Source organism: Phyllobacterium sp. SB3 (genome assembly GCF_040009165.1).
Taxonomy (GTDB): Bacteria; Pseudomonadota; Alphaproteobacteria; order Rhizobiales; family Rhizobiaceae; genus Phyllobacterium.
In genome coordinates, this window is the sequence record NZ_JBDYKI010000005.1 from 332,486 (window position 1) to 354,223 (window position 21,738).

The 21,738-nt window shown below is 55.8% G+C and carries 16 protein-coding genes and 1 pseudogene; 5 read left to right on the top strand and 12 right to left on the bottom strand.

Going from position 1 to position 21,738, the window contains the following annotated elements; genetic code table 11:
- Nucleotides 1-3 precede the first annotated feature (3 nt).
- The 6 genes from ABKW30_RS20420 to ABKW30_RS20445 are packed head-to-tail and all read right to left on the bottom strand — an operon-like array spanning nt 4 to nt 10,447.
- A complete protein-coding gene (locus ABKW30_RS20420; RefSeq protein ID WP_070151268.1) occupies nt 4-1,419 on the bottom strand; it encodes an ATP-binding protein in 1,416 nt (471 codons plus the stop codon).
- 60 nt (nt 1,420-1,479) lie between these two features.
- Nucleotides 1,480-5,601, bottom strand: a complete 4,122-nt coding sequence (locus ABKW30_RS20425; RefSeq protein ID WP_348600752.1) for a hypothetical protein — start codon at nt 5,599-5,601, stop codon at nt 1,480-1,482.
- Nucleotides 5,601-8,720 (bottom strand): DISARM system SNF2-like helicase DrmD, encoded by a 3,120-nt coding sequence (gene drmD / locus ABKW30_RS20430; protein WP_348600753.1) that lies wholly within the window; start codon nt 8,718-8,720, stop codon nt 5,601-5,603. Before drmD ends, ABKW30_RS20425 begins: the two co-directional genes overlap by 1 nt.
- Nucleotides 8,717-9,142: a very short patch repair endonuclease gene (locus ABKW30_RS20435; RefSeq protein ID WP_348600754.1), complete on the bottom strand. Its 426-nt coding sequence runs from the start codon at nt 9,140-9,142 to the stop codon at nt 8,717-8,719. The genes drmD and ABKW30_RS20435 overlap by 4 nt, the downstream gene beginning before the upstream one ends.
- On the bottom strand, nt 9,114-10,208 hold the full coding sequence (locus tag ABKW30_RS20440; protein ID WP_192117519.1) for a DNA cytosine methyltransferase: 1,095 nt from the start codon (nt 10,206-10,208) through the stop codon (nt 9,114-9,116). The genes ABKW30_RS20435 and ABKW30_RS20440 overlap by 29 nt, the downstream gene beginning before the upstream one ends.
- Nucleotides 10,205-10,447 (bottom strand): helix-turn-helix domain-containing protein, encoded by a 243-nt coding sequence (locus tag ABKW30_RS20445; protein WP_192117520.1) that lies wholly within the window; start codon nt 10,445-10,447, stop codon nt 10,205-10,207. The genes ABKW30_RS20440 and ABKW30_RS20445 overlap by 4 nt, the downstream gene beginning before the upstream one ends.
- A 251-nt stretch (nt 10,448-10,698) precedes the next feature.
- Here ABKW30_RS20445 and ABKW30_RS20450 point away from each other — a divergent pair, with 251 nt between their 5' ends.
- Nucleotides 10,699-11,076, top strand: a complete 378-nt coding sequence (locus tag ABKW30_RS20450) for a helix-turn-helix transcriptional regulator (protein WP_348600756.1) — start codon at nt 10,699-10,701, stop codon at nt 11,074-11,076.
- A gap of 560 nt (nt 11,077-11,636) precedes the next feature.
- On the opposite strand, the pseudogene ABKW30_RS20455 reads toward ABKW30_RS20450, so the two are convergent.
- From ABKW30_RS20455 to ABKW30_RS20480, 6 genes and pseudogenes are all read right to left on the bottom strand, one after another.
- Nucleotides 11,637-11,949 (bottom strand): annotated as a pseudogene (locus ABKW30_RS20455) (IS3 family transposase); the annotation flags it as partial.
- Nucleotides 11,950-12,035: 86 nt separating this feature from the next.
- On the bottom strand, nt 12,036-13,073 hold the full coding sequence (gene fba, locus ABKW30_RS20460; RefSeq protein ID WP_348600757.1) for a class II fructose-bisphosphate aldolase: 1,038 nt from the start codon (nt 13,071-13,073) through the stop codon (nt 12,036-12,038).
- A gap of 77 nt (nt 13,074-13,150) precedes the next feature.
- Entirely contained in the window at nt 13,151-13,789 is a 639-nt protein-coding gene (gene otnC, locus ABKW30_RS20465) for a 3-oxo-tetronate 4-phosphate decarboxylase (protein ID WP_348600758.1), read from the bottom strand.
- On the bottom strand, nt 13,786-15,063 hold the full coding sequence (gene otnK / locus ABKW30_RS20470) for a 3-oxo-tetronate kinase (protein WP_348600759.1): 1,278 nt from the start codon (nt 15,061-15,063) through the stop codon (nt 13,786-13,788). The genes otnC and otnK overlap by 4 nt, the downstream gene beginning before the upstream one ends.
- A gap of 4 nt (nt 15,064-15,067) precedes the next feature.
- The gene (locus ABKW30_RS20475) at nt 15,068-15,736 is read right to left on the bottom strand and encodes an aspartate/glutamate racemase family protein (protein ID WP_348600760.1); all 669 of its coding nucleotides are present in this window, start codon (nt 15,734-15,736) and stop codon (nt 15,068-15,070) included.
- Between the two features lie 14 nt (nt 15,737-15,750).
- The gene (locus ABKW30_RS20480; protein ID WP_348600761.1) at nt 15,751-16,458 is read right to left on the bottom strand and encodes a substrate-binding domain-containing protein; all 708 of its coding nucleotides are present in this window, start codon (nt 16,456-16,458) and stop codon (nt 15,751-15,753) included.
- Between the two features lie 337 nt (nt 16,459-16,795).
- Here ABKW30_RS20480 and ABKW30_RS20485 point away from each other — a divergent pair, with 337 nt between their 5' ends.
- The 4 genes from ABKW30_RS20485 to ABKW30_RS20500 all read left to right on the top strand — a co-directional run bounded on the left by ABKW30_RS20485 (nt 16,796) and on the right by ABKW30_RS20500 (nt 21,734).
- Complete coding sequence (locus ABKW30_RS20485) at nt 16,796-17,650, top strand: IclR family transcriptional regulator (RefSeq protein ID WP_348600762.1); 855 nt, start codon at nt 16,796-16,798, stop codon at nt 17,648-17,650.
- A 148-nt stretch (nt 17,651-17,798) separates the two neighbouring features.
- Complete coding sequence (gene gndA / locus ABKW30_RS20490) at nt 17,799-19,223, top strand: NADP-dependent phosphogluconate dehydrogenase (protein WP_348600763.1); 1,425 nt, start codon at nt 17,799-17,801, stop codon at nt 19,221-19,223.
- Between the two features lie 14 nt (nt 19,224-19,237).
- Nucleotides 19,238-20,713 (top strand): glucose-6-phosphate dehydrogenase, encoded by a 1,476-nt coding sequence (gene zwf, locus ABKW30_RS20495; RefSeq protein WP_348600764.1) that lies wholly within the window; start codon nt 19,238-19,240, stop codon nt 20,711-20,713.
- A gap of 34 nt (nt 20,714-20,747) precedes the next feature.
- Nucleotides 20,748-21,734, top strand: a complete 987-nt coding sequence (locus tag ABKW30_RS20500; protein ID WP_348600765.1) for a class 1 fructose-bisphosphatase — start codon at nt 20,748-20,750, stop codon at nt 21,732-21,734.
- Nucleotides 21,735-21,738 lie beyond the last annotated feature (4 nt).

The following is a 21,738-nucleotide window of genomic DNA, read 5'->3' on the forward strand; positions in this document are numbered from 1 at the left end:
GTCTCAAGCTTCCTGTTTCTTGGCTTTGGCCAGTGTCAGCTCAAAACATTTCTCGCCGACGATCCCCGGCTTCTCGTCATCGACGTCGAACAGCATTTTTGAAACGAGACGCAATTCTTCCATGGGCCGCGAGAACACGACGCGCCTTGATGACGGCGTCTTTCCAGGCGGTTCGGGCAGAACCTTCGCCTTCTGCGGGTTGAATTCGATCTGACTGTCACTCTTTTTGACATCGCTACGCAAAGCGATTGCGGCGATCGTCTTGCCCAAAGACAAAGGCCTTGAGTCCTCCCAGTAATTCGACTGGTCAACGCGGGGATGGTTCTTCCACTGGTTGGTATACGAGATCCAAATCCGCATACCTTCCTTCATCTTGACCAAGGACTCGAGCCAAACATTCGATGATGTGTCGAGCGCGCGCTTCGTTGTCGTGACCGGGAGTTTGTCAGCAAGCTTGGATCGGAACTCGATGATGCCGGTAATGATCGCAAACTGCGGGTGATATAGTGGAATGCCATCACCCCAGCCCGTCAGTCGGCTCTTGTCGCCGACGATCACCGCGCGATCGTTACAGAGGACCGTCCAGCCCGCAGTTGCTGACGAGCGGTCGCGCTCGAAGCCCGGTTCGTCCTCGTCATCGTTGCCGAGGCTACGGCCCGTGTTGAGGCCGACGGTAATCGAAACCAGCACATCGTCGATGGTCTTTTGGAAGACGAACGGCGCCGGTCCATCGGCACGGTTGGAAACCAGAACTTCGACAAAAACGGGCTCCACCGGCGTACCATTGAGATCGACTTTCAATCCCCATTGGAGGAACATCGTGAAATGTTCGGAGATGGCCGTGCGGACTTCGTTCTCAAATGCCTCGTTGGCGAAATGCCTTGCGACGCCCTCGTATAATTCGTCGACTCGAATGACAGTCCCGGGCTCCGCGAGCTCCTCGCTCGCTTCCGTCGGCTCGTTGATCGGGAGTGGGTCCCAACCTTTGGCTTCGAGCCAAGCCGACGTGATCGGCACCTCGAACGTATCGTCCCCATGACGGGTTCGCACCAGCGCCTCACGCCCCATTTTGAAGATCGCGCGCTTCATCCCGACGCCGTACATGCCAATGGTTTCGGATTCGGAGTCCCGGTCATCGTCGGGCTCGCGGCCCATCTTGAAGGCGTAGTTCTTGGCGACCTCACGCGGGATGCCGCCGCAATTGTCTTCGATCGAGAAGTGATCGGCGGCGAGTTTGATTTTCACAAAGTGCTGCGAGTAATCGACGTTACCGCCGTTCGCGAGCCGAAGCGCGCCGTCGAGACAATTGTCCAGAAGGTCGAGGATCGCGTCGGCGAGGTTGATGTCGCGCGTCAGCATGGACACGAAGAACCGTTTGGTTGGGCTTGCCTCCGCCTGATCGGTGGTGGGTTTCGTCATCGGCAAGCCCTCTCCTTGAAAAAAGGGAGCACGTTGAGATCAACCGCCATATAGGTGCGATCAATCATCAATCATCTCCATCTCGGTGATGTCGGCATTAAAGAGATCACCAACGTCATTGCTGAGTCGTTTCTTGCCGGACTTTTGGTTTGTGTTTGTCTTGTGAAGTCCCGCTTCGATTTCTTTTTGATATTGGTTACGGTTCATATCTGCGAAGCGATATAGCACCTCTGCGCGGGCGGCATCGGAGATAGTGAACCTTACGCGATCATTCTCAGCGAGATTTGGCTGTTCGTGATAACCATGCCCGAGATCTATATCGTCCCATCCGTAGGCACGCATGACTGCTGCGTCGATTTCGCGGTGCTGCTCACGAAGACGCTCTATGACGCAATCGGTGTCGGCTGCGTCATGGAAGCGGTTATAGAGCTTTGTGAGACCGATGGGTTTGGCCGGATCGGTCATCAGTTCGTGACGCGATTGGAGGTATTCACGGCCGAGTCCTTCGAAACGAATGATTTCGGAGGGCTCCAAGAAAGGAAAGGTCTCGACCGCGTCGGACGGTGAGAAATTTAGGTCAAGCTTCATCCGGGAAGACTGTTTCCAAACCCAAGCATCCACTGGGGATGAATTGAAGATTGCCGCGTGCGCGTATGGTTCTGCCGCGGCGAAGACTACGCACTTTTCATGGAAAATAACGTCGTTTGGTACCACTGATGGATTGAAATATTTACCGACGCGGCCAGCTACAAAGACGAGTTCGAGCGGCTTTGCCAGTGGATTCCAACCCGCTGGATGTTGTCCAAAATGGTGACCGCGGCCGATCGCATGATAGAGACCAGGACGCTTGTCACCGAACTGCCACCATCGCTGGGGCAGCGGTTTTCGAAGAACGAACTCACCTTGCTGATTGACGCGTTGACGTTCCGGTCTGACTCGATCTTCGATCCATTGCCACGGCAATTCATATTCTTGCGCGCGCTCCTCCGACCAGTCCCAGAAACTGATTACCCAGCGAGTGGGCCGCTGCTCTGGAACTGATTTGAGATCGTCTCCGTCAAGATAGGGAAGAATGACATCGGCGTTTTTCGGGTCGGAATCCAGCATTTGCTGCGCGACTTCCGATGAGAGCACGAAGCCCTTTCCAAGCACATAGGAACCGATAAAAGCAATACTTTCCGAGGCCTTAAGTCCCTTCGGACTCCATTCCTTCCGGTCGGAAAGATAGGCTGACACAAATGCAGTGGGACATCCGCGCAACGAGCACACGCCGCGCCACTCACCCTTGTGGACATGGACGCGACTGGTGACGACTGCGGCCTTTCCGGGCCAAGGTTCATTAGGATAGGCGGCATAGATTACCGCGCCACCACTGACCATAGCCTCTAAACCAACTTGTCTCGTATCACCTTCTGCAATGGTGTTGACTGCAAGCAGCCCGAAACCGCCTCCGACACGTAACAGTGAATAAGCACGCAAGAAAAAGTATGCCACTAGGTCAGCCGACCCACTGCGCCTCTCGGCAATATGCTCCATCAGCCAATTTCGATATACGGTGCCAGCTACGCCGGTGATCCTTTTCCCGCCGAGGAACGGCGGATTACCGATGAAGGCATCAAAACCACCGCGCTCCCGTAGAAATACTTCCGGGAATTCGAGCGGCCAGTGAAAAGGGCGCCGTACAGCCCCGTCTGGAGAATCATTCACGAGATCGATCTTTGCCTGCAGCAACAGGCGAGCCCGTGCACTCGCATCACCGCCTGCGGCCTCATCGGCCATGGTCGCCAGCGCCGTAGTTCTCACGGCCCGGTCATTGGCGAGGGCGATGCCAACGTGGGCATCAGCGATCAGCTCTGGTAAAGCCAATTCGTTGCGCGATTGAGCGTCGAGCGCGACCATCGCCTCGACATCGCGGATGTCGCGAATGGGTATTGAGCGGAGCTGGCCGCGGAGCACGAGCGCCTTATCGACGGCCGACCGGATGGTCCGGCCGAAAAGGCGAAGCTGCGCGTTGCCCTTCGTCTTCATGTCTAGGTTGATGAGTTGGTCGAGATCGTGGATGCCGAGAAGGCTGTCGCCGCTCCGCAGGTTGTGATCAAGGAAGCCGAAAGGCCGCCCCTTAGCGAGCGTGGTCAGCCAGAGCGACAGCTTGGCGAGTTCAACAGCGAGCGGGTTCTTGTCTACGCCGTAGAGGCAACGCTCGGCGATCAGACGGCGCGCGAGGATGGCGCGCTCTTCGGTAGCACGCGACAGCGGCTCGAACCCGGCCGGGTCATCAGCGGCGCGGATGATACCTTCAGCGTCGATCTGGCTGCCCGCCGCTTCCATATCGGACCAGGCTTCCACCAGCCGGTCGGCGAGCCAGCGGCAAGCTTGCACGAGGAACGCGCCCGATCCCATCGCAGGATCGCAGACCTTGAGGTCGAGGAGGTCTTGGGCGCTCTTGAGCTTCCAATCCTCGCGTGCGGCTCCTTCGGCTGGACCGCCGTAGACGATCGGGACCAGCGTCTCCTCGACAATTTTCTCGGTTAGGCTTTTGGGCGTGTAGTGCGTTCCACTCTCGCGCCGGTCGGCGCCGAGGACGACGACGAAAGCGCCGGCGTGATGGACCAGAGGGTATCCCCACGGGTCCATCCGTAGGAGCTCGGCATAGCGCAGGATGCGATCACGCAAGGCCACGTCGCCACGGCAGACGATGAGCAGCCGCGCCGTCACGCGCTCGTCCGGTTCTCGGCCGATGGCGTTGCCGATGGCGGACTCGGAACGCTCGCTCCGTTCCTTAAGAAGGTCGACGACCTTAGCGGCGCCGTCGAGGTGCGCGGACTCTAGTTCGCCGAGCGAGACGCGGGCATTCTTGGCCTTGGCCGATCCTTCGAGTTCGAGCGTCACGTCATCGACCCGCTGGACCATGCGTTCGAGGAGACCCTCATAAACGTGACCGATCTGCTCCACGTCGAGCGCACGATAGGACAGCGTGCGCCCCTCGAAGGTCTGGATAGCCTCCAGCAGAAGTAGGACCGTGCGGTCGTCTATCGGCAGGGGTTCGGCGGGATCGCTCCGCCAGTTCGTGCCCCTTTTGCGGCCTTCGAGGAAGGGATAGCGATCCGGGTCGAAGAGCGAGCCACCCATCGCCGGCAGCCGCAGCAGCGGATGGTCGATGCCGCCATAGACTCCACGGAACAGGGCGAGCAGCCGCGACCATGCCGAGCGGCGGCGCTCGAGTATCTCCTCGGTATCGGCGCGCAACTGCATACGCAGGCTGGAGAGCGCATAGAAGGCGTCGTAGCGGGGATCGCCGAGCAGGAGCAGGCCGCGCTCTTCCGCTGCCAGCAGGAACACCAGCCGCATCATGACTGTGAGGCCGGCCTCGTAGAGTTCCTTCGGATCGACGTCGTGCAACAGATCCCTGTTGCGATCCTGGTCAGCGCGGTCGAGGGATTGGATCAGCACTTCCACGGCGCGACGGACCTGTTCGCCGAGCGCCTCGGTGACGTCATCCTGATGCTTAAGCGACCGCTCGAACAGCACCGGCAGCCTTTCAGCTTCGGGCCCGAAAAAGCGACGAACCCCGAGCAGGCTGACGAAAGCGCGGAGCGTTTCAGGCTCCTGGCCCCAAAGACGGGCATACCAACTGGCGAAACTCGTGACCGTGCCGGCTGGTGCGTGAAGCAGCATCCAGCGTTCGCCGTTGGTAATGAGACCGACCGGGCATCCGACGGCGCGGAGCAGCGCCACCATGCGGTCGCCCGGTGTGGTGACCAGCCCGCCGTAGTTCCGGGTGGTGTCGAGATCGGTGTCGGGATCGTAGGTCTGGACGAGCAATAGGGCGTCGTCGCCCTGGGTCGGATTAACGATCGCTAAGTCGGGCGTGATCGTGGCGCCGTGCTCGGGCAGCGATATCGTCAGCGACGTCGGCAAAGTAGCTGCCCGACGCAAAACTTGATCGTCCACCTCCAAAGCGGTCTGGAGAACCTCGTCGATCCAGGCCGTGTGAATAGCGGGTAGGTCGACATCGTCCGCATCGACGGCATCACGCCATTCGTCATAGGCCGCGCGCAGCCGCTGCGGGCGGCCGGAGGTCAGGGCTTCCAATCCTTGGGGAAGCACCTCCCGCAGCACGGGCACTGCAAGGAACGGTCCCGAGACCTCGATGAGGTTGAGCCATTCTTGGTTGGCGCTCATTAAGGCTTCCCCTTCGTCAAGGACTGGGGCACGAGCAGGATGACAGCGACAGGAAAGGTGTGATCCCGGACATTGGAATACCTGTTCTCGATGGCACGCACCTCTTGCTCCCGTTCCAGCGGAATGCGGGCGAGCCGCGCTTCGAGGGCGGCATGATCCCTTCGGAGCTGAGTGCGCTCGTCCTCGGAGAAGAGCGAGAGCTGTTGCGGCTCTCGGTCGGCGACGAGTTCGGCCCGCAGGGCCTTGTCGAGATCGTCGAGGACCTGCCGGATGTCGTCGCTCTCCCGTTCTTTACGCGTGTCGATCGAATTGGACAGGAAGCGCAGGCGGTCCTTTGAGCGCGCATCGACCGCTCCCAACACCGAGTCGCGCTGTTTGTCGAAGCGGGTGCGCAGCGCTGCGAAGGTCGTATCGGGCAGGACGGCCGGAGCGGAATCCTCAAGCCATCGGCGTACCTCCGTCACGCGGTCTTCGCGGCGAAAGCCAGCATCACGCAGATAACCGCCGGCCTCGGTGAGTTCCTCGTGCAGTCGGTGATGGCTACCACCAGTGATGACCAGTCGAGAAACTACGATGACGGCGGGGCCTTCGAGCTGACCATCGGGTAAGGAACGGGCGGAGACGCGGTGGATCTTCTTCACGTCGTCCCGCGCCCAGATTTCGGCGCGCAACAGGCGCAGGCTCATCTGGACGAGGGGATGATTGAGATGCACCAGCACGACGTCATCGCGCCCCTTTGCCACGTCGTGATCGAACGTGATGGGGCGGACCTTCTTGGTGTAGGGATGCTCCAGCCCCTCCAGGCACCGCGTCCATGAACCGGACAGCGCGGGCATGGTGAAAACGGCCCCGTCTGGAGCACCGGGCAGAGACGCGGCCCCGAGGTCCGGTTTGTCCGAAAGACGCAGAGCCGCTCTCACCGCCCGTTCGATGTGATCGGGCGTGAGATTTTGCTCGCGCTTGGTCTCTGCGAGGCGTTCGTGCAGCTTTGCGACCCGATCCCGGAGATCGCGCTCGGCCCTGACGAAGCGCCGCGATTTTTCCATGCGGGCTTCGGCCAGCCGGGTATCCAGGTCGCGCCGGCGCCCCTCGATGAGGTCCGGGAGCTGCGGGGCGATGACCGGATTGACGCTCCCCATGTCGGCCCGCATGGCTTCGAGTTTCCGAAGCGCTCGCAGGATGTCCTGTCCGTGATCGCCTTCGTCATCGATCGGATGCCAGATCACCACCTCGCTGGAGCGTTGGCCGTGACGGTCGATGCGCCCGTTCCGCTGCTCCATCACATTGGGATTATACGGAATTTCCAGATGGATCATCAGGTGGCAGTGGTTCTGAAGGTCGATGCCTTCGGATGCCGCGTCGGTCGCCAACAGGATTCTGACCGGCGATTCCGAAGGGCTGGCCTGGAACGCCGCCTTCACAGCCTCACGTTCGTCGTGATCCATGCCACCATAGATGAGCGCCAGCTGGTCGCCACCGAAGCCGTGCGACACGAGCGTCTCTTGCATCCACTGCTGCGTTGTCCGGTATTCGGTGAATAAGATGACCCGCTCATTCGTCCATTTACCGCCCTCCTGGAGGTGCTCGGTCAGCCATTTCAATATCGCGTGCGCCTTGGAATCCGCCTTGCGTGATGCTTGCTGCGCCCAAGAGCGCAGGCGTTCCAGCATCCGCCGCTCTTGCTCACTGGGCGGCCGGATGTGTTTGCCGGCTTCACTGAGCGCGTCGTATTCCGCCGCCTCGCGCAATGCGTCGTCGGCATAGTCTTCCTCAGTCTTCGATATGGCGCGGCGAAGGATGCGATCGTCCAGCTTGCGCCGGGTCTGGTCGGCCGACGAACGGCCTTCGGTCGTCGCTATGTGTTTTTCCAGCGTCGCTGCGAATGCGGCGGGCGACGACGCGAGGCGCTTGCGAAGCAATTGGTGGACGAACCGATCGACAGCTCGTGCGCTGCCCTCGCCACTCTCTCGCGACGATATGTAATCGCCGAGAAGATGCCGGATATGCCTTTCGTCAATTTCATATTTGATGGGGAGACCTTCGAGACGCCGCACCGGGTAAAGCCGCTTGCCGTTCGCATCCACCAGGTCGCTCTTCAGCCGCCGTACCATAACCCGAGCACGCTGGGCCTCACTCGGCAGAACGTTTCGGGCGAAGCGTTGGTCATCGAGCAGTTCGAGCAGAGCGGTGAACGACTCGGTGTAGCCGTCATGGGGCGTGGCGGTGAGAAACAGTTTGTGCTGAAAATGCGGAGCGAGCAGTCGCACCAGCCTGGTTCGGAGGCTTTCGACCGCGTAGTGTCCAACCGTGGGCGCTACGTTGTGCGCTTCGTCGATGACCAGCAGATCGAATTTTCGAGGATGATTGACAGTGGGTGGCAGCGCATCTCGGAACAGGCGCAGCCCTTCGCCCTGCTTCACCCAATCCATCGACGTAATGAGGAGAGGAAAAGAGGTCCACGGATTGGCGTGCAAGCCACGTTCACGGCGCAAGCGCTTGACGAACTCGGTATCGACGATGCGGAAATCGAGGCCGAATTTCTCCTGCATCTCCGTGCGCCACTTCTCCTGTAGGGACGCTGGACACAACACCAACACCGTGCGGGCACGATGGCGCAGGAGCATTTCCTGGATCACCAAGCCGGCTTCGATCGTCTTTCCGAGGCCGACGTCATCCGCGATGAGCAGGCTGATGCGGGCCATATCGATAGCTCGAACCAATGGGTCGAGCTGGAAGTCTTCAATGCTGACGCCGCTGCGAAAAGGCGCCTGGAGATAGGCCCTGTCCGCGTTGGTGGCGGCTCCCCATCGGACTGCATCAAGAAACGCTTGTAGGGCGGCTGGATCATCCAAGCCGGTGATGCGCGGCAGACCTGCTCGCTCTATGACGTGAGCACCGGGCTCCAACTCCCAAAGGACTTCGATTTCCTCGCCGAGGGCGTCTTCGTCGATCGACGTCAAACGGATGAGGTGGTTTTGCGGTAGGCCGGGCGCTGTCGAGCCACCGTCGACCTCCGACACGATCCATTGCCGTCGACGAGCTTCGACCAACTGACCGCACTCGGGAACGGTATGATGGGCGATCTGAGTTGCCGCACTGCTCGCATCTCTACCGATCATTGAAGCTCGCTCCCGCCTCGAACAACGTTTCCGATGCGTTCGGCTGCTTCGCCGGCGCGCTCATGCGCCCAGACGCGGATGACACGCCAGCCCAAGTCACTGAGGCGCTGGTCGGTATCAGCGTCTCGCGCGCGATTTGCTTCGATTTTATCACGCCAAAATTGCGCGTTGCTTTTTGGCCATGAGGCGTGTTGCGGGCAACCGTGCCAGAAGCAACCGTCGACAAAGACGGCGACTTTGGCACGGGGAAACACGATGTCAGCGACGCGGCGCGGCTTGGTCAGCAGGGGGACATGCAGACGATAGCGCAACCCTCTAGCGTGCAGTTCCCTGCGCAGAAAGAGTTCGGCATCGGTACCCTTCTGCCGCACCCGAGCCATGCGGAGGCTCGCCTCATGCGACGAGGGGCTTACGCGCGACATCCGCGGCGCCTCCCTTCTTCAGTTGCTCCGACTGCGCTGCAATGCCGAGGTGAGACACGATGCTTCGCCCAATCGCCTCGCCGAGGGCGACGGGCACGGCGTTGCCGATCATCCGGCCTAACGTCTTGAAATGGGTTGAGCCACCATCCCCCACGAAGGCGTATTTCTTCGGAAACCCTTGCAGAATGGCTCCCTCTCGTAACGAGATCGCTCGGTCCTGATCGGGATGACCGAAGCGGCCATTGCCGAAACCATAGAATTGTGTGGTGATCGTCGGAGACGGGTCTTCCCAGGTCATCCTTCCATAGACGCCCGGATAAGTGCGTCCGGTTTCTCGTTTATGGCATTCGGCGACCAGGCGCTCGGGCCAATCGCGCCAAGTCCCGCCAGGGCGGGAAGCGCGAATGCGCTCCAGGTTCAAATCTGAAAGTCTGGAAGAGACATGGAAGGTGTCATCGCCGTGGAAGCTTCCTGCCCCGATGGCGGGCAGCTTCCCGATCATGTCTTTGACGGTTCGCGGCTTTTTATGGGTCGGCGAGATCAACTCGATCGGGCCGATCAAGCTCGCCAAAATGACCATACGCCGTCTGGTCTGAGGCAACCCATATTGGGTGCAATCGACGACGTTCTTCCAGACTTTATAACCCAGTCGCTCAAGGGTGGCGACGAAGTCGTCGAAGACGGCATGTTTCTCGACTAGGGGTACGTTCTCCATGGTCACGATGTCCGGGCGAACGGATTTGACGAGGCGCGCGAACTGATACAGGAGGGGCCAGCGCGGGCTGGTGAGCGTGTCATAGCGCTGGGAGTACGTGGAGAACGGCTGACATGGAGCGCACCCTGCCAGGATCCGAATCTTCGCGTCGCCGTACAGCTTGTTCAACTCCGCTGGCTTTACGCTTTTGATATCTTTGGTAAGAAAGAGCGCGCCATTGTTGGTCTCGAATGGGTAGCGGCATGCCGTATCGACATCAATGCCTGCAACAACTGGGACACCTGCCCGGATGAGGCCATGCGTCAAGCCGCCCGCGCCGCAGAACAGATCAATGCAGGCGATATCGCTCATTTCTTACCCCTCTTTGCGGGCCCTTTGCTGCTCTGTGGATTGCTCACCGTATGCTCATTACCCTCTTCGGAAGCTTTGCCAGCCCTTACCCATGAATCAACCTCATCCGACTTGAACTTCCAAAGCCTTCCGACCTTATGAGCCGGCATATCTCTCTTGGTTATCCATCCGTAAACCGTGTCTTTGCTGACTCCCAGATAGCCGGCGATCTCTTCGACGGACATCCAGCGATCGGACATGAGGCGCACCCTTTCTCCGCTCGACGCGAACAGCGTGAACTATTTCACCGATGCAAGCTTTAGTAAAGCTGGTTTAGTCTGATCTACACGGATCTAGTCCGGAATTCGCCGGCTTCGTAGACGCCTTGTCGGGGAGGCTGGCGCGATCGGTTAAGCACTGGCAAGGCTCGACATCCAACGCTTGCTGAGCATAAAAGATCATCATATATGACACGTTAACGCTTCAAACTTACCATATATGGTTGATTGTCATGGGATCGCCGAAATCAAGGACCGCCGTCGAAAGGCTTGGACGCGATGTCCGCGGCGCTCGCTTGCGGCGCGGCATCACCGTGGCTGATCTGGCAGTGCGCGCGGGCACGTCGCCGAGCACCGTAGCGCGTTTGGAAAAGGGAGATCTCGGTGTCGGGATCGGCACGCTCGCGGATATCCTGGTTGTGCTTGGTATAGTGGATCGGTTGGCGGACCTGATCGATATCCGCAAGGATGATCTTGGGCTGGCGTTGACCGCCGCCCGCCAACCCCGTCGCGGGCGGTCTTTTGCGACCACACTGCGCAGACAAAAGGCTAAGGGGAAGACGGCACAGGATGACCCGGATGTCGTCGATCCGGATGGCGCATCGTTCTAACGCCCGACTTCAACGCCATGTAGTTCTCGGCTAGAACTTGCCACCCCTTTGGCCAATTGCTCTCCCGTATCCTGAGCCGCGCCTGTATTGGTCTTTGCCGATGATCCAGTTGGCATGATCATTTTCAACCAGCAACGCTGTGCCTCAAGGCCAGCCTGGATGGTTCGCATAGAGCCGGTCGCGCCATAGGATGGCATACGCCCACGATGCGTGATATGGTTCGCTGACGGTACTTTTCGAGGCACAGCCCGTTGCGACGCTGGGCGTGCTGAGGTCCAAAAATCAACCGATTGACTCCGATAGTCGGCGAAACCTCAAAAATATTTTTTCGGCGATTTTCCCTTTAAAATCAAAAGCGTAACTTTTCGACGGCCTCAGTGTCGGAATATTCTCGCCGCCATAAAAAATTTACGAGCAATTTCAATTGGTTATATGTTGTTTAAACAATCGAGTGGGAATGAGGGGTATTAGAAACGGCGGTAGACGGTGGCAAACGGATAAGTTTTCGGAATGCTGTCTCCGATAGACCATGAAAGTTAGCGATCGATTGGCAATGGTACGACATCGTGCCAGACACGCCGGGCGCCACAGGTTTTGTCGCTGGACTTGAAACTCTGCCCCACCTTGTCCAGCAGAATCTCGTCGTAGCGGGAATGGTCGCTCGGCGAGCGGTTGAGCCAGGCATGGAAGCTGGAACGGGAAACCCCAGCGCTTCGCAGAGCGATGCCACCAGCCAAATCGAACGGTGCTTCGCAATGAACGCAAACGTCATATCGTGTCCCTTGCAAATTAGGCTGCGGTGGGTTCAACGCAACATCTTCGGCGAGTTTATCAGCGGACAATCTCACGCTGCAACCGCTCGATCTCAAGCTGTCCGCCTTCATCTGGTAAAGTAACGGCTGTTCTGTGAGCTCTTTTTAGATAGTCGAAGGTACAAAACAGCTCACTGTTAGGAAAAATCATTTATAAAACCGAGCCATGGCCTCCAAAGGGCGAACTTTAATCCGCGAGCCTTGACCTGCTGATCCAAATCGTTCCAGCCGTTCCATACAAAGAGATTCCATCCGGCGTATCGCCGATTTCATCATTCCACGAATGTCAAAGGAACTCACGTTCTCCTGCAGATACTCCCGCGCAGATCCAGTGAGCGCCATACGTAAATCAGTGTCGATGTTGATCTTACGAACTCCCATTCTAATGCTTTTTTCGAGCTCGTCTAAGGGAACACCGTACGTTTTAGTTATACTGCCACCATTCGCGTTAATGAGCTCCTGCAGTTCTTCGGGAACAGTAGATGCGCCATGCATTACAAGGTGGGTGTTTGGCAACTTTGCGTGTATGGCTGCAATAACATCCATGGCTAGGAGATCGCCAGTGGGTTTGCGCGAGAATTTGTATGCGCCGTGGGACGTACCAATCGCCACCGCTAAAGCGTCTACCCCAGTGGCTTCCACAAAATCTGCAGCCTGTTGTGGATCCGTCAGCAAAGCCTCTCGTTCGAGCGTACCCAAAAAGCCATGCCCATCCTCCTGCTCACCACTACCCGTTTCTAGTGAACCCAATACGCCGATCTCACCTTCAACCGAAACTCCGCGGGCATGGGCCAATTCAACAGTTTTTGCTGTGACTTCCACGTTGTACTCATAACTTGCAGGTGTTTTCCCATCCGCTTCCAATGACCCATCCATCATTACGCTCGTAAAGCCGAGATCAATCGCGCTTTGGCAAATATCAGGGCTCGACCCATGATCTTGGTGAAAGCAGAGGGGTACGTTAGGAAATCTTTCGGCCGCAGCTTTGACCATTCCGCTCAGGAGCAAGTCATCGGCATATTTTCTTGCACTTTGGCTTGCCTGAACAATGACTGGGCTGTTTGTCCGTTCTGCGGCTTGCATAACCGATAATAAAGTTTCGAGATTAGTAATGTTGAAAGCCGGAATTCCGTAATTGTTCTCTGCCGCGTGGTCGAGAAGCTGACGTAGAGTTGAGAGTGCCATGAGATTAAGCCTTTAACTTGCTTAGAGAACGTCTGCGCAAATTTCGCAGCAACGCCGGGTTTCGATTTTGGAAATGTTTAACTAGGGAAGGCGCGATTGAGTTCAGTAATTTCGTCTGCTCGTAATGGGGAACTCTTTCGGTCACCAATGATGAAATAAAGTTTCGCCGTCTCTTCTAGCTCTTCATAAGCGTAGACGGCCTCTTCCAGCGACACTCCCGAAACGATAGGGCCATGGTTTGCAAGCAACATGGATCGATGCTGCTTCGATACTTCTCGTACTTCGTCAGCCAAAGCGCGGTCGCCAGGTCGAAAATATCGAACAAGTGGAAGTTTTCCGACCCTCATCACATGGTAAGCGGTAAGGGGCGGTAAAACATCGTCTGTCTGTTCGTGACAAAGGCACGAGACCGCAACTGAATAGGTCGAATGAAGATGGACCACCGCTCTGGCGGCAGGGCGTTCATCGTAAACGGCTAGGTGGAAGAAATACTCTTTCGAAGGTTTATCCCCGCTGATGAACTCGCCACCGGGAGTCAGTTTGGAGATTCGGTCTGCTTCGAGAAAGCCGAGACTAGAGTTCGTCGGTGTAACAAGGATTGACCCATCGTCCAGCCGGACCGATAAGTTGCCGGCGCTTCCATGGGCCAATTGTCGGTTATATAAAAGTGCGCCCATCCGCACCAATTTTTCGCGCAGTTCTGCTTCAGTACTCATTTTGGGTCGCCTCCTGCGAGGGCAACGAGTGCGTCGGTGAAGAAGGTTGGTTCCCCGAAATTGCCCGATTTTAAAGCAAGTGCGATGTCTCTCTGTCGGCTGATAAGGACTGGTACGCCAGGACTGATTTCTGGGCCAATCTCCAAGTCGCCCAAATCTAGCGCCTGTGCCACCGCTCCCGACGTCTCCCCACCGGCGACTACAAGTCGACGCAAACCGCGATCGACAAGATTTTGCGCCGTTTCCATAAATAGAGCGTCCAATCGCTCAGAAACTTTTTCACGTCCATAGCGCTGTTGCGACGCAACAACTTGTTCAGGCGTTCCCGAAGAATAGACAAGTGGGGCGCTTCCGTGATTAGAGGAGATAAACTCAACCAAATTAGCTGACTTGGTAGCGCCGTTCATAACATCATCGATTGAGATATTAAGGGAGGGATGGTCACGTGCGTGAAATTCGATTTGACCGCGTGTAGCCCCCGAACAACTCCCAGCTAAAATCGCCTCAGCCCCCTGCCGTCCTGCGAATTTTCGAACTTTCCCCGTTGCGTGTCCACTTCGGATGAAATTCGCGGGAAGCCCCAGCGCAATCCCGGATCCACCCGTTAGAAGCAGAACGTTAGCACATGCTTCGCCTATGGTGACCAGGTCGTCATTACTGACTGCATCCACTATTGCAAGGGTTTCACCTCTGTCGGCACTTGCGCGCAGCGCTGAGGACACTTCGGCAGGACCTGAGCGAACGGTCGCGGCGGATACCAGCCCCACCTCTGTCCGCGCCTGTAACCTCAGCCATCGACGGATGTCGGCGTCGGTCATGGGTGTCAAAGGATGTTTCTGCATTCCAGACTCATTGAGTAACCTGTCATTCACAAACAGGTGCCCCTGATAGACCGTGCGACCCATCGCTGGGAAGGCAGGGCACGCAACGACGCCTTTTACATTAAGCACGTCCGCAAGGGCTTCTGCGACGGGTCCTATATTCCCTTCTGCTGTCGAATCGAAGGTAGAGCAATACTTGAACACAAATTGACTGCAGCCTTGCGCTTGCAGCCAAGCCAGTGCTGCTAGTGACTGTTCGACGGCATCTGCAACAGGGATCGATCGCGATTTGAGAGAAATGACGCCGGCCTCTATATCGGGTCCGACGTTTCTGCTCGGAATCCCCATAAATTGCGCGGTTGACAGCCCCCCGGAACTTCCGTCACCTTTTGCCAAGGTATTGGCGATGTCGCTCGCACCTGTAAAATCGTCAGCAATAACACCTAGAAGCATAATCTTACCCTACCACCAGCGTTTTCATTCTTACTACGGCCGCTTCAGGCGCAGCGAAAACCGGCTTGTTCACAGCACGCCGCACCTCCTCAGCTGCGCGCGAAGTTGAAAAATGGGCAAGCATGATTGCATCGTGATCCGCGAACTTAGGCGCCATTTCGGCAACCAATCTGTTATGCGTGGTCGCATCTCCGCCACGAAGCAGATCGATAGCTTCGGGAACGACGATCGTCTCAAGCGTACTTGCCGAACCTATTTCGGCACTAAACTGACGAAACTCATCTTCCATTGTCGGGACAGCAGGCGCGAACGTTGCAAGCATGCCGATGCGCGTTCCGGAAGCGATCGCCTCCCGAAACATTGCTTCGTTTGGCCTAAGAATGGGGAGGGGAAGTTCCGCGATCATACGATCAATAGCAGGCCCAAACGCTGAACAAGTTATCAGGATGCCATCGGCGCCGATGCGACGCGCATATCGTCCGAAGTCGACGAAGCGACAGATCAGTTCCTCCGATATTTGGGCTCCCTCCTTAGCGCGGTCAATCGTCAAGCCGTCATCAAGAAGATTAACAGCTTCCGCTTCGGGCCAAAGCTGCTTCATCGCAGAATTGATTGGATCCATCGCGACAGGAGTTGCATGGAACAGGACGATCCGGGGCGCTTTTTGCGACATTGCTTTCTCCTTTTTCATGCAACAACTGGGGACTGAAGTGAGACGAGACCGTAACGTGAGAACGCCAAAGCTGACGACGGGCTCGTCAAAAATTCAATAAACGCTAAAGCAGCATCAACATCGGCAGCTTCAGCGAAAACTGCGGCAGAAAAATCTGTTCGTTTTTGTAGCTCGCCGGGGAATGGTCCTGCGATGTGAATGCCATCTACTACCATCAACTCGCTGATTTGCTGGATGGCCATGTCAGCCTCTCCGGAAATGATCTTTTGAGCTGTGAAACCAGCTGGTACACCAATCGCTTTGCGTTTGACTTCATCACCAATACCCAGCTGCTCGATGACGTCGAGAAAATGCCGACCACTAGCTCCAGTTAAAGAGTAAGCGATAGATCTGGCATTGATCACTGCAGATTTAAACGCGTCAATCGTTGTAATATCGGGGATCGCACCGCCTGCCAGCACACCAACGCCAAAGCCCGCTTGTGCAATTGGGCGGACGGTATCTACCCGTAAAATTCCATCAGCTGCCAAGCTGTTGGTTGGCTCGTCTATCGCGATGAGAACGTCACTCCGCGCGCCTTCGCGAACTTTATCGATCAATATGCTTGTAGGATTCCAGAACACTTGGACATTGTGACCGCCTTCCATCCAATCGGGCAGGATTGAACGTTTGAGCGCAAGCTCTACAGCAAGTGTACTCATAACTCGTAGGGTGTTAGCCAAGTTTTTCTCCCATCCATGTCATGCCGTAAAGACTGGTAGCATCATTGCATCCAGTACTTTCTCGTCTCGACGGATACTCGTGTGATTACAAGAACAGCGGGTCGAAAGGTCAACTTCAGAAAACTGGTTTTCACTGGATGAAAACCGGGTCAATTATAATAGAAGCTCAAACTGCGCTCAAACTTGTTTCAGCCCGTGGCGCGGCGAGCTCGCGGAAGCCGCTACAGTGCATTCAAGCTGGCAAGTGGATTTCATAATATGAAAATCAACTTAAACCCTTTGCTGTTGACCCATTAAGTAACTGATCCTAGCTTCTCTGACTGAGGAGGAGGAGCCGATGCAGATCCTGAAGGAATCCGGGCGGGAAGCCTTGTTTCGACAAAGCCAATATATGATGTCGTCCAAAGCCAATGCAAAGAATGATGGTAAAAGTATTCAATCAGTCGATAGGGCGCTTTCCATTATAGAAGCTCTGTCCATGAGCGATGCACCACTGATGTTGAACGAGATTGCCAAGCTGGTTGGTATAAATCTTTCCACCTGTCACCACCTCATAAAGACGATGGTAAAGCGCGGATATATCGTTTACGCGGGCCGAAGCAATGGCTATTTACTCAGTTCAAAGCTCAAAGCCATCGGACAGAGATCGGTTCGCGAGTTCAATCTCGTGGAGTTCGTGCGACCCAAGTTGCAGGAGCTAAATCTTGATCTGCGTGAGGCCGTGCAACTTGCGGTATTGCGAGGATCTGCTTTGGTCACGCACATTCGCCTCGCTTCTCATATCACGCCGCAGGCAGATCCCCGGGATTTGACAAGCCTCCACGCCGCCCATGCTTTGGCGACGGGCAAAGCTATCCTTGCCTGGTTGCCAGAGGCTGAACTCGCACGGGTGGTGGCTGACAGCGGGTTAACCGCGTTCACTGATAAATCAATTATATCACTTGGCGGATTAATTGAGGAACTTCGCTTGGTTCGTCGCTCCGGGTTTGCAATGGACGACGGAGAATTTCGAGTGGATTCAGTCGGGTATGGCGCGGCAGTGCGCGATATGTCCGGTGCAGTTGTGTGTTCAGTTGGTGTAACAATACCCAGAAAGCGGGCCAGTGATCCCTACCGGAACCACGTAGCCCGTGCTGTTGTAGAATGCGCACGTGATCTGTCGGGCCGAATGCCAGCAGGGTGCTTTGTGTAAGGCAAGAAAAGCCCCTGCACGGCCCTTGTAACTTGAAACGCTGGGACGCCTATTTTCATATTATAAAATTCACGCCTCTTAAAGAGACATATCCTCAAAGTGATTGTAACTAATACGCAAAGTAGTTTCATCATTCGGAGGAATAATAATGTCGGGTATTGCAGACGTTGGTGTGATTGGTCTTGGTACGATGGGATCTATGCTTTCGCTTAACTTTGCGGAAAAAGGTTCTGATGTCTCATTATACAATCGAACACATGAGAAAGCAGAAAAGTTACGCTCCGACAACTCAGATTTGTCGGCTCGCCTTCACCCGCAAAATTCTTTGGAGGCCTTCGTAGCATCGCTGCGTACCCCACGCGTTATCGTGCTGATGGTCAATGCCGGCAAGCCGGTGGACGACCAGTTGGAAGCGCTGGCTCCTTTGCTGGATAAAGGCGATATCGTCATCGATGCGGGAAACACTGATTTCAACGATACAGTCGTGCGAAACAATCGATGGGATAAAACAGGAATTCATTTCGTCGGCATGGGTGTATCAGGAGGGGAACAGGGGGCACGTCATGGCCCATCCATCATGGTTGGGGGAGATCAAAAAGTATGGACGCGTCTCAAGCCGTTGCTTGAGCCAATTTCCGCCAAGTATGACAACAGCCCATGCGTCGCGTGGCTCGGACCAGACGGGGCCGGACATTTCGTAAAAACGATACACAACGGCATCGAATATGCGGACATGCAAATGATCGCCGAAATTTACAGTGTCATGAGGGACGGGCTTGGCCTGTCTGCGAACGAGATGGCTGCGATATTCAAAGACTGGAACACACGCGGTCTCTCATCATATCTCATTGAAGTCAGTGCCACCGTTCTTGCCGAGCCGGATCCAGAGACGGGTAAACCCTTGGTCGATGTCATCGTCGATGAAGCGGGTCAAAAGGGGACAGGGCGCTGGTCTGTAATCGAGGCTCAGAAATTGGGGATAGGCGCAACAACGCTTGAAGCAGCGGTCTCAGCGCGAAGCATTTCGTCCCTTCGTCAGGAACGTCAAGCCAGCGGCAACATCTACGCGGATATCATAGTGGGAGAGTCTGATTTCAACAATAATGCTGAAGGAATTGAGGAACTGGAAGCCGCACTGGAGACAGCGAAAATAATCGCTTATGCCCAAGGCTATGCAATTATGACCGCGGCTTCGAAAGAATACGAATGGGACCTACCGCTGGGTGAGATCGCTCGTATATGGCGTGCTGGTTGCATAATTCGTTCCATTTTTCTGCAGGATATTACCAAGGTCTACGAAGCTGGCGCATCTGTCACTAATCTTCTGCACGCACCTTCGTTCTCCGAGCGAGTGAGCTCGGACCAGAGATCGTTGCGGAATGTAGTAGCTAAAGCGGCCAAGGCAGGCATACCAGTTCCAGCCCTGTCGGCTTCGCTCGCTTATTTCGACGATTACAGACGCGCCCGCGGTTCGGCAAATCTTATTCAAGGTCAGCGCGATTTCTTTGGTGCTCACACCTTCCGCCGTCTCGATGTTGAAGGCACACACCACCATCAGTGGCCAACAATTTAAAACGGGACATGACCATGACAGGCCAACAATTGACCGTCGATTTGTTCGACTACGTCATCTTCGGGGGCGGCGGCGATTTGGCAGAGCGAAAGCTGCTGCCTGCTTTGTATCATCGTGACCGTGATGGAAGCATTCCAAACGGGGCACGGATCATCGGGGTTTCGCGTACTGAACGTTCGGACGACGACTACAAGATTTTTGCGCGCAAAGCTATCGAGGCGCACGTTGCACCCGGTGATATGGATGCGGAGTCGATCCAACGCTTCCTATCGCGACTGCACTACATGAGTGTCGATGCTACCGGCACAACTGGCTGGAAGGAACTGAAGGCCTTGCTGGACAAAGGAGGCAGCGATCGGATACGTGCGTTCTATCTCGCCGTGGCTCCTACAATCTTCGGCGCAATCGCCGCGAAACTGAAAACGAACAGCTTGGTTAACGGTAACACTCGCGTTGTCATTGAAAAGCCGATAGGTCGGGATTTGAAATCGGCCAAGACGTTAAATGCAGAGATCGCGAAACATTTCAGCGAAGACCAAATATTCCGGATCGATCACTATCTTGGAAAAGAGACCGTCCAAAATTTGATGGCACTACGCTTTGCCAATACGCTTTACGATCCTGTTTGGAATTCCACTTTCATCGACCACGTTCAAATAACTGTAGCTGAAAGCGTAGGTCTAGGCAGCCGAGCTGGCTACTATGACACATCGGGTGCGTTGCGGGACATGATCCAGAACCACCTGGTGCAATTACTGGCGCTCGTTGCGCTCGAACCGCCGTCCGCTTTCAAGGCAGACGCTATCCGCGACGAAAAGCTGAAAGTGCTGCGCGCGCTCAAACCGATCAATGCGGACAATGTCTCGCAGGTTACTGTACGCGGGCAATATCGGGCCGGTGCCGGTGAAGATGGAGCCGTGAAGGGTTACTTGGAAGATCTCAACGGACCAAGCGATACAGAGACCTTCGTATCGTTGAAAGTCGAAGTTAACAACTGGCGCTGGGCTGGTGTTCCATTCTATTTGCGAACGGGCAAGAGGATGCCCACACGTGGCTCTGAAATCGTCATCACTTTTAAACCAATCCCTATGTCCATTTTCGAAGGATCAAGCGGTCGCATATTCCAGAACCGCCTCGTTCTTCGTCTTCAACCGGGTGAGGGTGTCAAACAATGGCTTATGATTAAAAATCCAGGCCCGGGCGGAATGAAGTTGCGGCAAGTTGCATTGGATATGAGCTTTGCCGAAGAATTCGAGGCGCGTCAGCCCGACGCTTACGAACGACTGCTGATGGATGTCATTCGAAGAGATCAGTCGCTTTTCATGCGCCGGGACGAAGTCGAAGCAGCGTGGGAGTGGGTTGATCCGATTCTGAAGGCTTGGACCGACACCGAACAAAGAGTTCAAGGTTACGCCTCCGGAACGTGGGGGCCCTCTGGAGCCGTCGCTCTGATCGAACGCGACGGCCGAACTTGGCATGAACCGGAATAATTAATCGCTCTGAAATCTGCAAGGAACAATTATTATGTTCATTTCTTTTGAAGACTATCTGAAGGACGTCGCTGCTGACCCATCGCTGAAGCAAGTCGCTGAAACAATCGCTCGGCTTTCCGAAGCTGCAATTGAAGTCCAGCGCGCTATCTCCGTCGGGCGAATAACTAAGACAACGCACGGGGACAATTCCGGCCAAAATGCGAGTGGAGAAACACAAAAGGCGCTGGATGTGTTCGCAGACGAAGCGTTTTTAAGGGCAGCGAAATCATCTCACGTTTTAGTTTATGGTTCTGAAGAGCAAGACGTCCCGGTGGTTTTCGACGCGGGTTCCCTAGCCCTGGCAATTGACCCGCTTGACGGTTCATCCAATATTGAAACGAACATATCGGTCGGAACTGTATTCTCGCTTTTGCCGGTACACGCGAGCCACAAAGAAGCACCGGCCGAGGCTTTCCAGCAGCTAGGAAAAAACCAGCTTGCCGCAGGTTTCTTTATCTATGGAGCCCAGTTGCTGCTCGTTATGACAGTTGGTGCGGGAACCAGAACGTTTATTCATATTGCCGAGCAGGGAGGCTTTTTCTTGCTCAATGAAATGAACATCCCGGTGACAAGTCGAGAATATTCTGTCAACGCCTCCAACCGCCGTTACTGGTCATCCGGCATAGCGCGCTACATCAAAGATGTAGAAGCTGGAGAGGACGGTCCCCGCGGCAGAAATTTTGGCATGCGTTATGTGGGTTCGTTGGTCGCCGAAGCTTATCGGATTCTGCAGAGAGGCGGAGTATTTCTCTACCCAGCCGATCAACGGGCGGGATACCACGAAGGACGTTTGCGGCAACTCTACGAAGCTAACCCCATCGCCTTTTGTATTGAGCAGGCAGGGGGCTCTGCCACCGACGGAACAACGAGAATACTTAACCTTGCGCCCAAAGATCTACATGCACGCACTCCGCTGGTATTCGGCTCACAAAGCGAAGTTGAGACCATTGCCGAGTATATCCACGTCCGATCAGCGTAACAAC

Coding starts and splice junctions, on each gene's coding strand:
- ABKW30_RS20475 (WP_348600760.1), bottom strand. CDS start 15,736: ATGTCGCAAAAAGCGCCCCGGATCGTCCTGTTCCATGCAACTCCTGTC.
- otnK (WP_348600759.1), bottom strand. CDS start 15,063: ATGCTTCTAGGTGTTATTGCTGACGATTTTACAGGTGCGAGCGACATC.
- drmD (WP_348600753.1), bottom strand. CDS start 8,720: ATGATCGGTAGAGATGCGAGCAGTGCGGCAACTCAGATCGCCCATCAT.
- otnC (WP_348600758.1), bottom strand. CDS start 13,789: ATGAGTACTGAAGCAGAACTGCGCGAAAAATTGGTGCGGATGGGCGCA.
- ABKW30_RS20425 (WP_348600752.1), bottom strand. CDS start 5,601: ATGAGCGCCAACCAAGAATGGCTCAACCTCATCGAGGTCTCGGGACCG.
- ABKW30_RS20440 (WP_192117519.1), bottom strand. CDS start 10,208: ATGAGCGATATCGCCTGCATTGATCTGTTCTGCGGCGCGGGCGGCTTG.
- ABKW30_RS20485 (WP_348600762.1), top strand. CDS start 16,796: ATGCAGATCCTGAAGGAATCCGGGCGGGAAGCCTTGTTTCGACAAAGC.
- ABKW30_RS20445 (WP_192117520.1), bottom strand. CDS start 10,447: ATGTCCGATCGCTGGATGTCCGTCGAAGAGATCGCCGGCTATCTGGGA.
- ABKW30_RS20500 (WP_348600765.1), top strand. CDS start 20,748: ATGTTCATTTCTTTTGAAGACTATCTGAAGGACGTCGCTGCTGACCCA.
- zwf (WP_348600764.1), top strand. CDS start 19,238: ATGACAGGCCAACAATTGACCGTCGATTTGTTCGACTACGTCATCTTC.
- gndA (WP_348600763.1), top strand. CDS start 17,799: ATGTCGGGTATTGCAGACGTTGGTGTGATTGGTCTTGGTACGATGGGA.
- ABKW30_RS20450 (WP_348600756.1), top strand. CDS start 10,699: ATGGGATCGCCGAAATCAAGGACCGCCGTCGAAAGGCTTGGACGCGAT.
- ABKW30_RS20435 (WP_348600754.1), bottom strand. CDS start 9,142: ATGTCGCGCGTAAGCCCCTCGTCGCATGAGGCGAGCCTCCGCATGGCT.
- ABKW30_RS20420 (WP_070151268.1), bottom strand. CDS start 1,419: ATGACGAAACCCACCACCGATCAGGCGGAGGCAAGCCCAACCAAACGG.
- fba (WP_348600757.1), bottom strand. CDS start 13,073: ATGGCACTCTCAACTCTACGTCAGCTTCTCGACCACGCGGCAGAGAAC.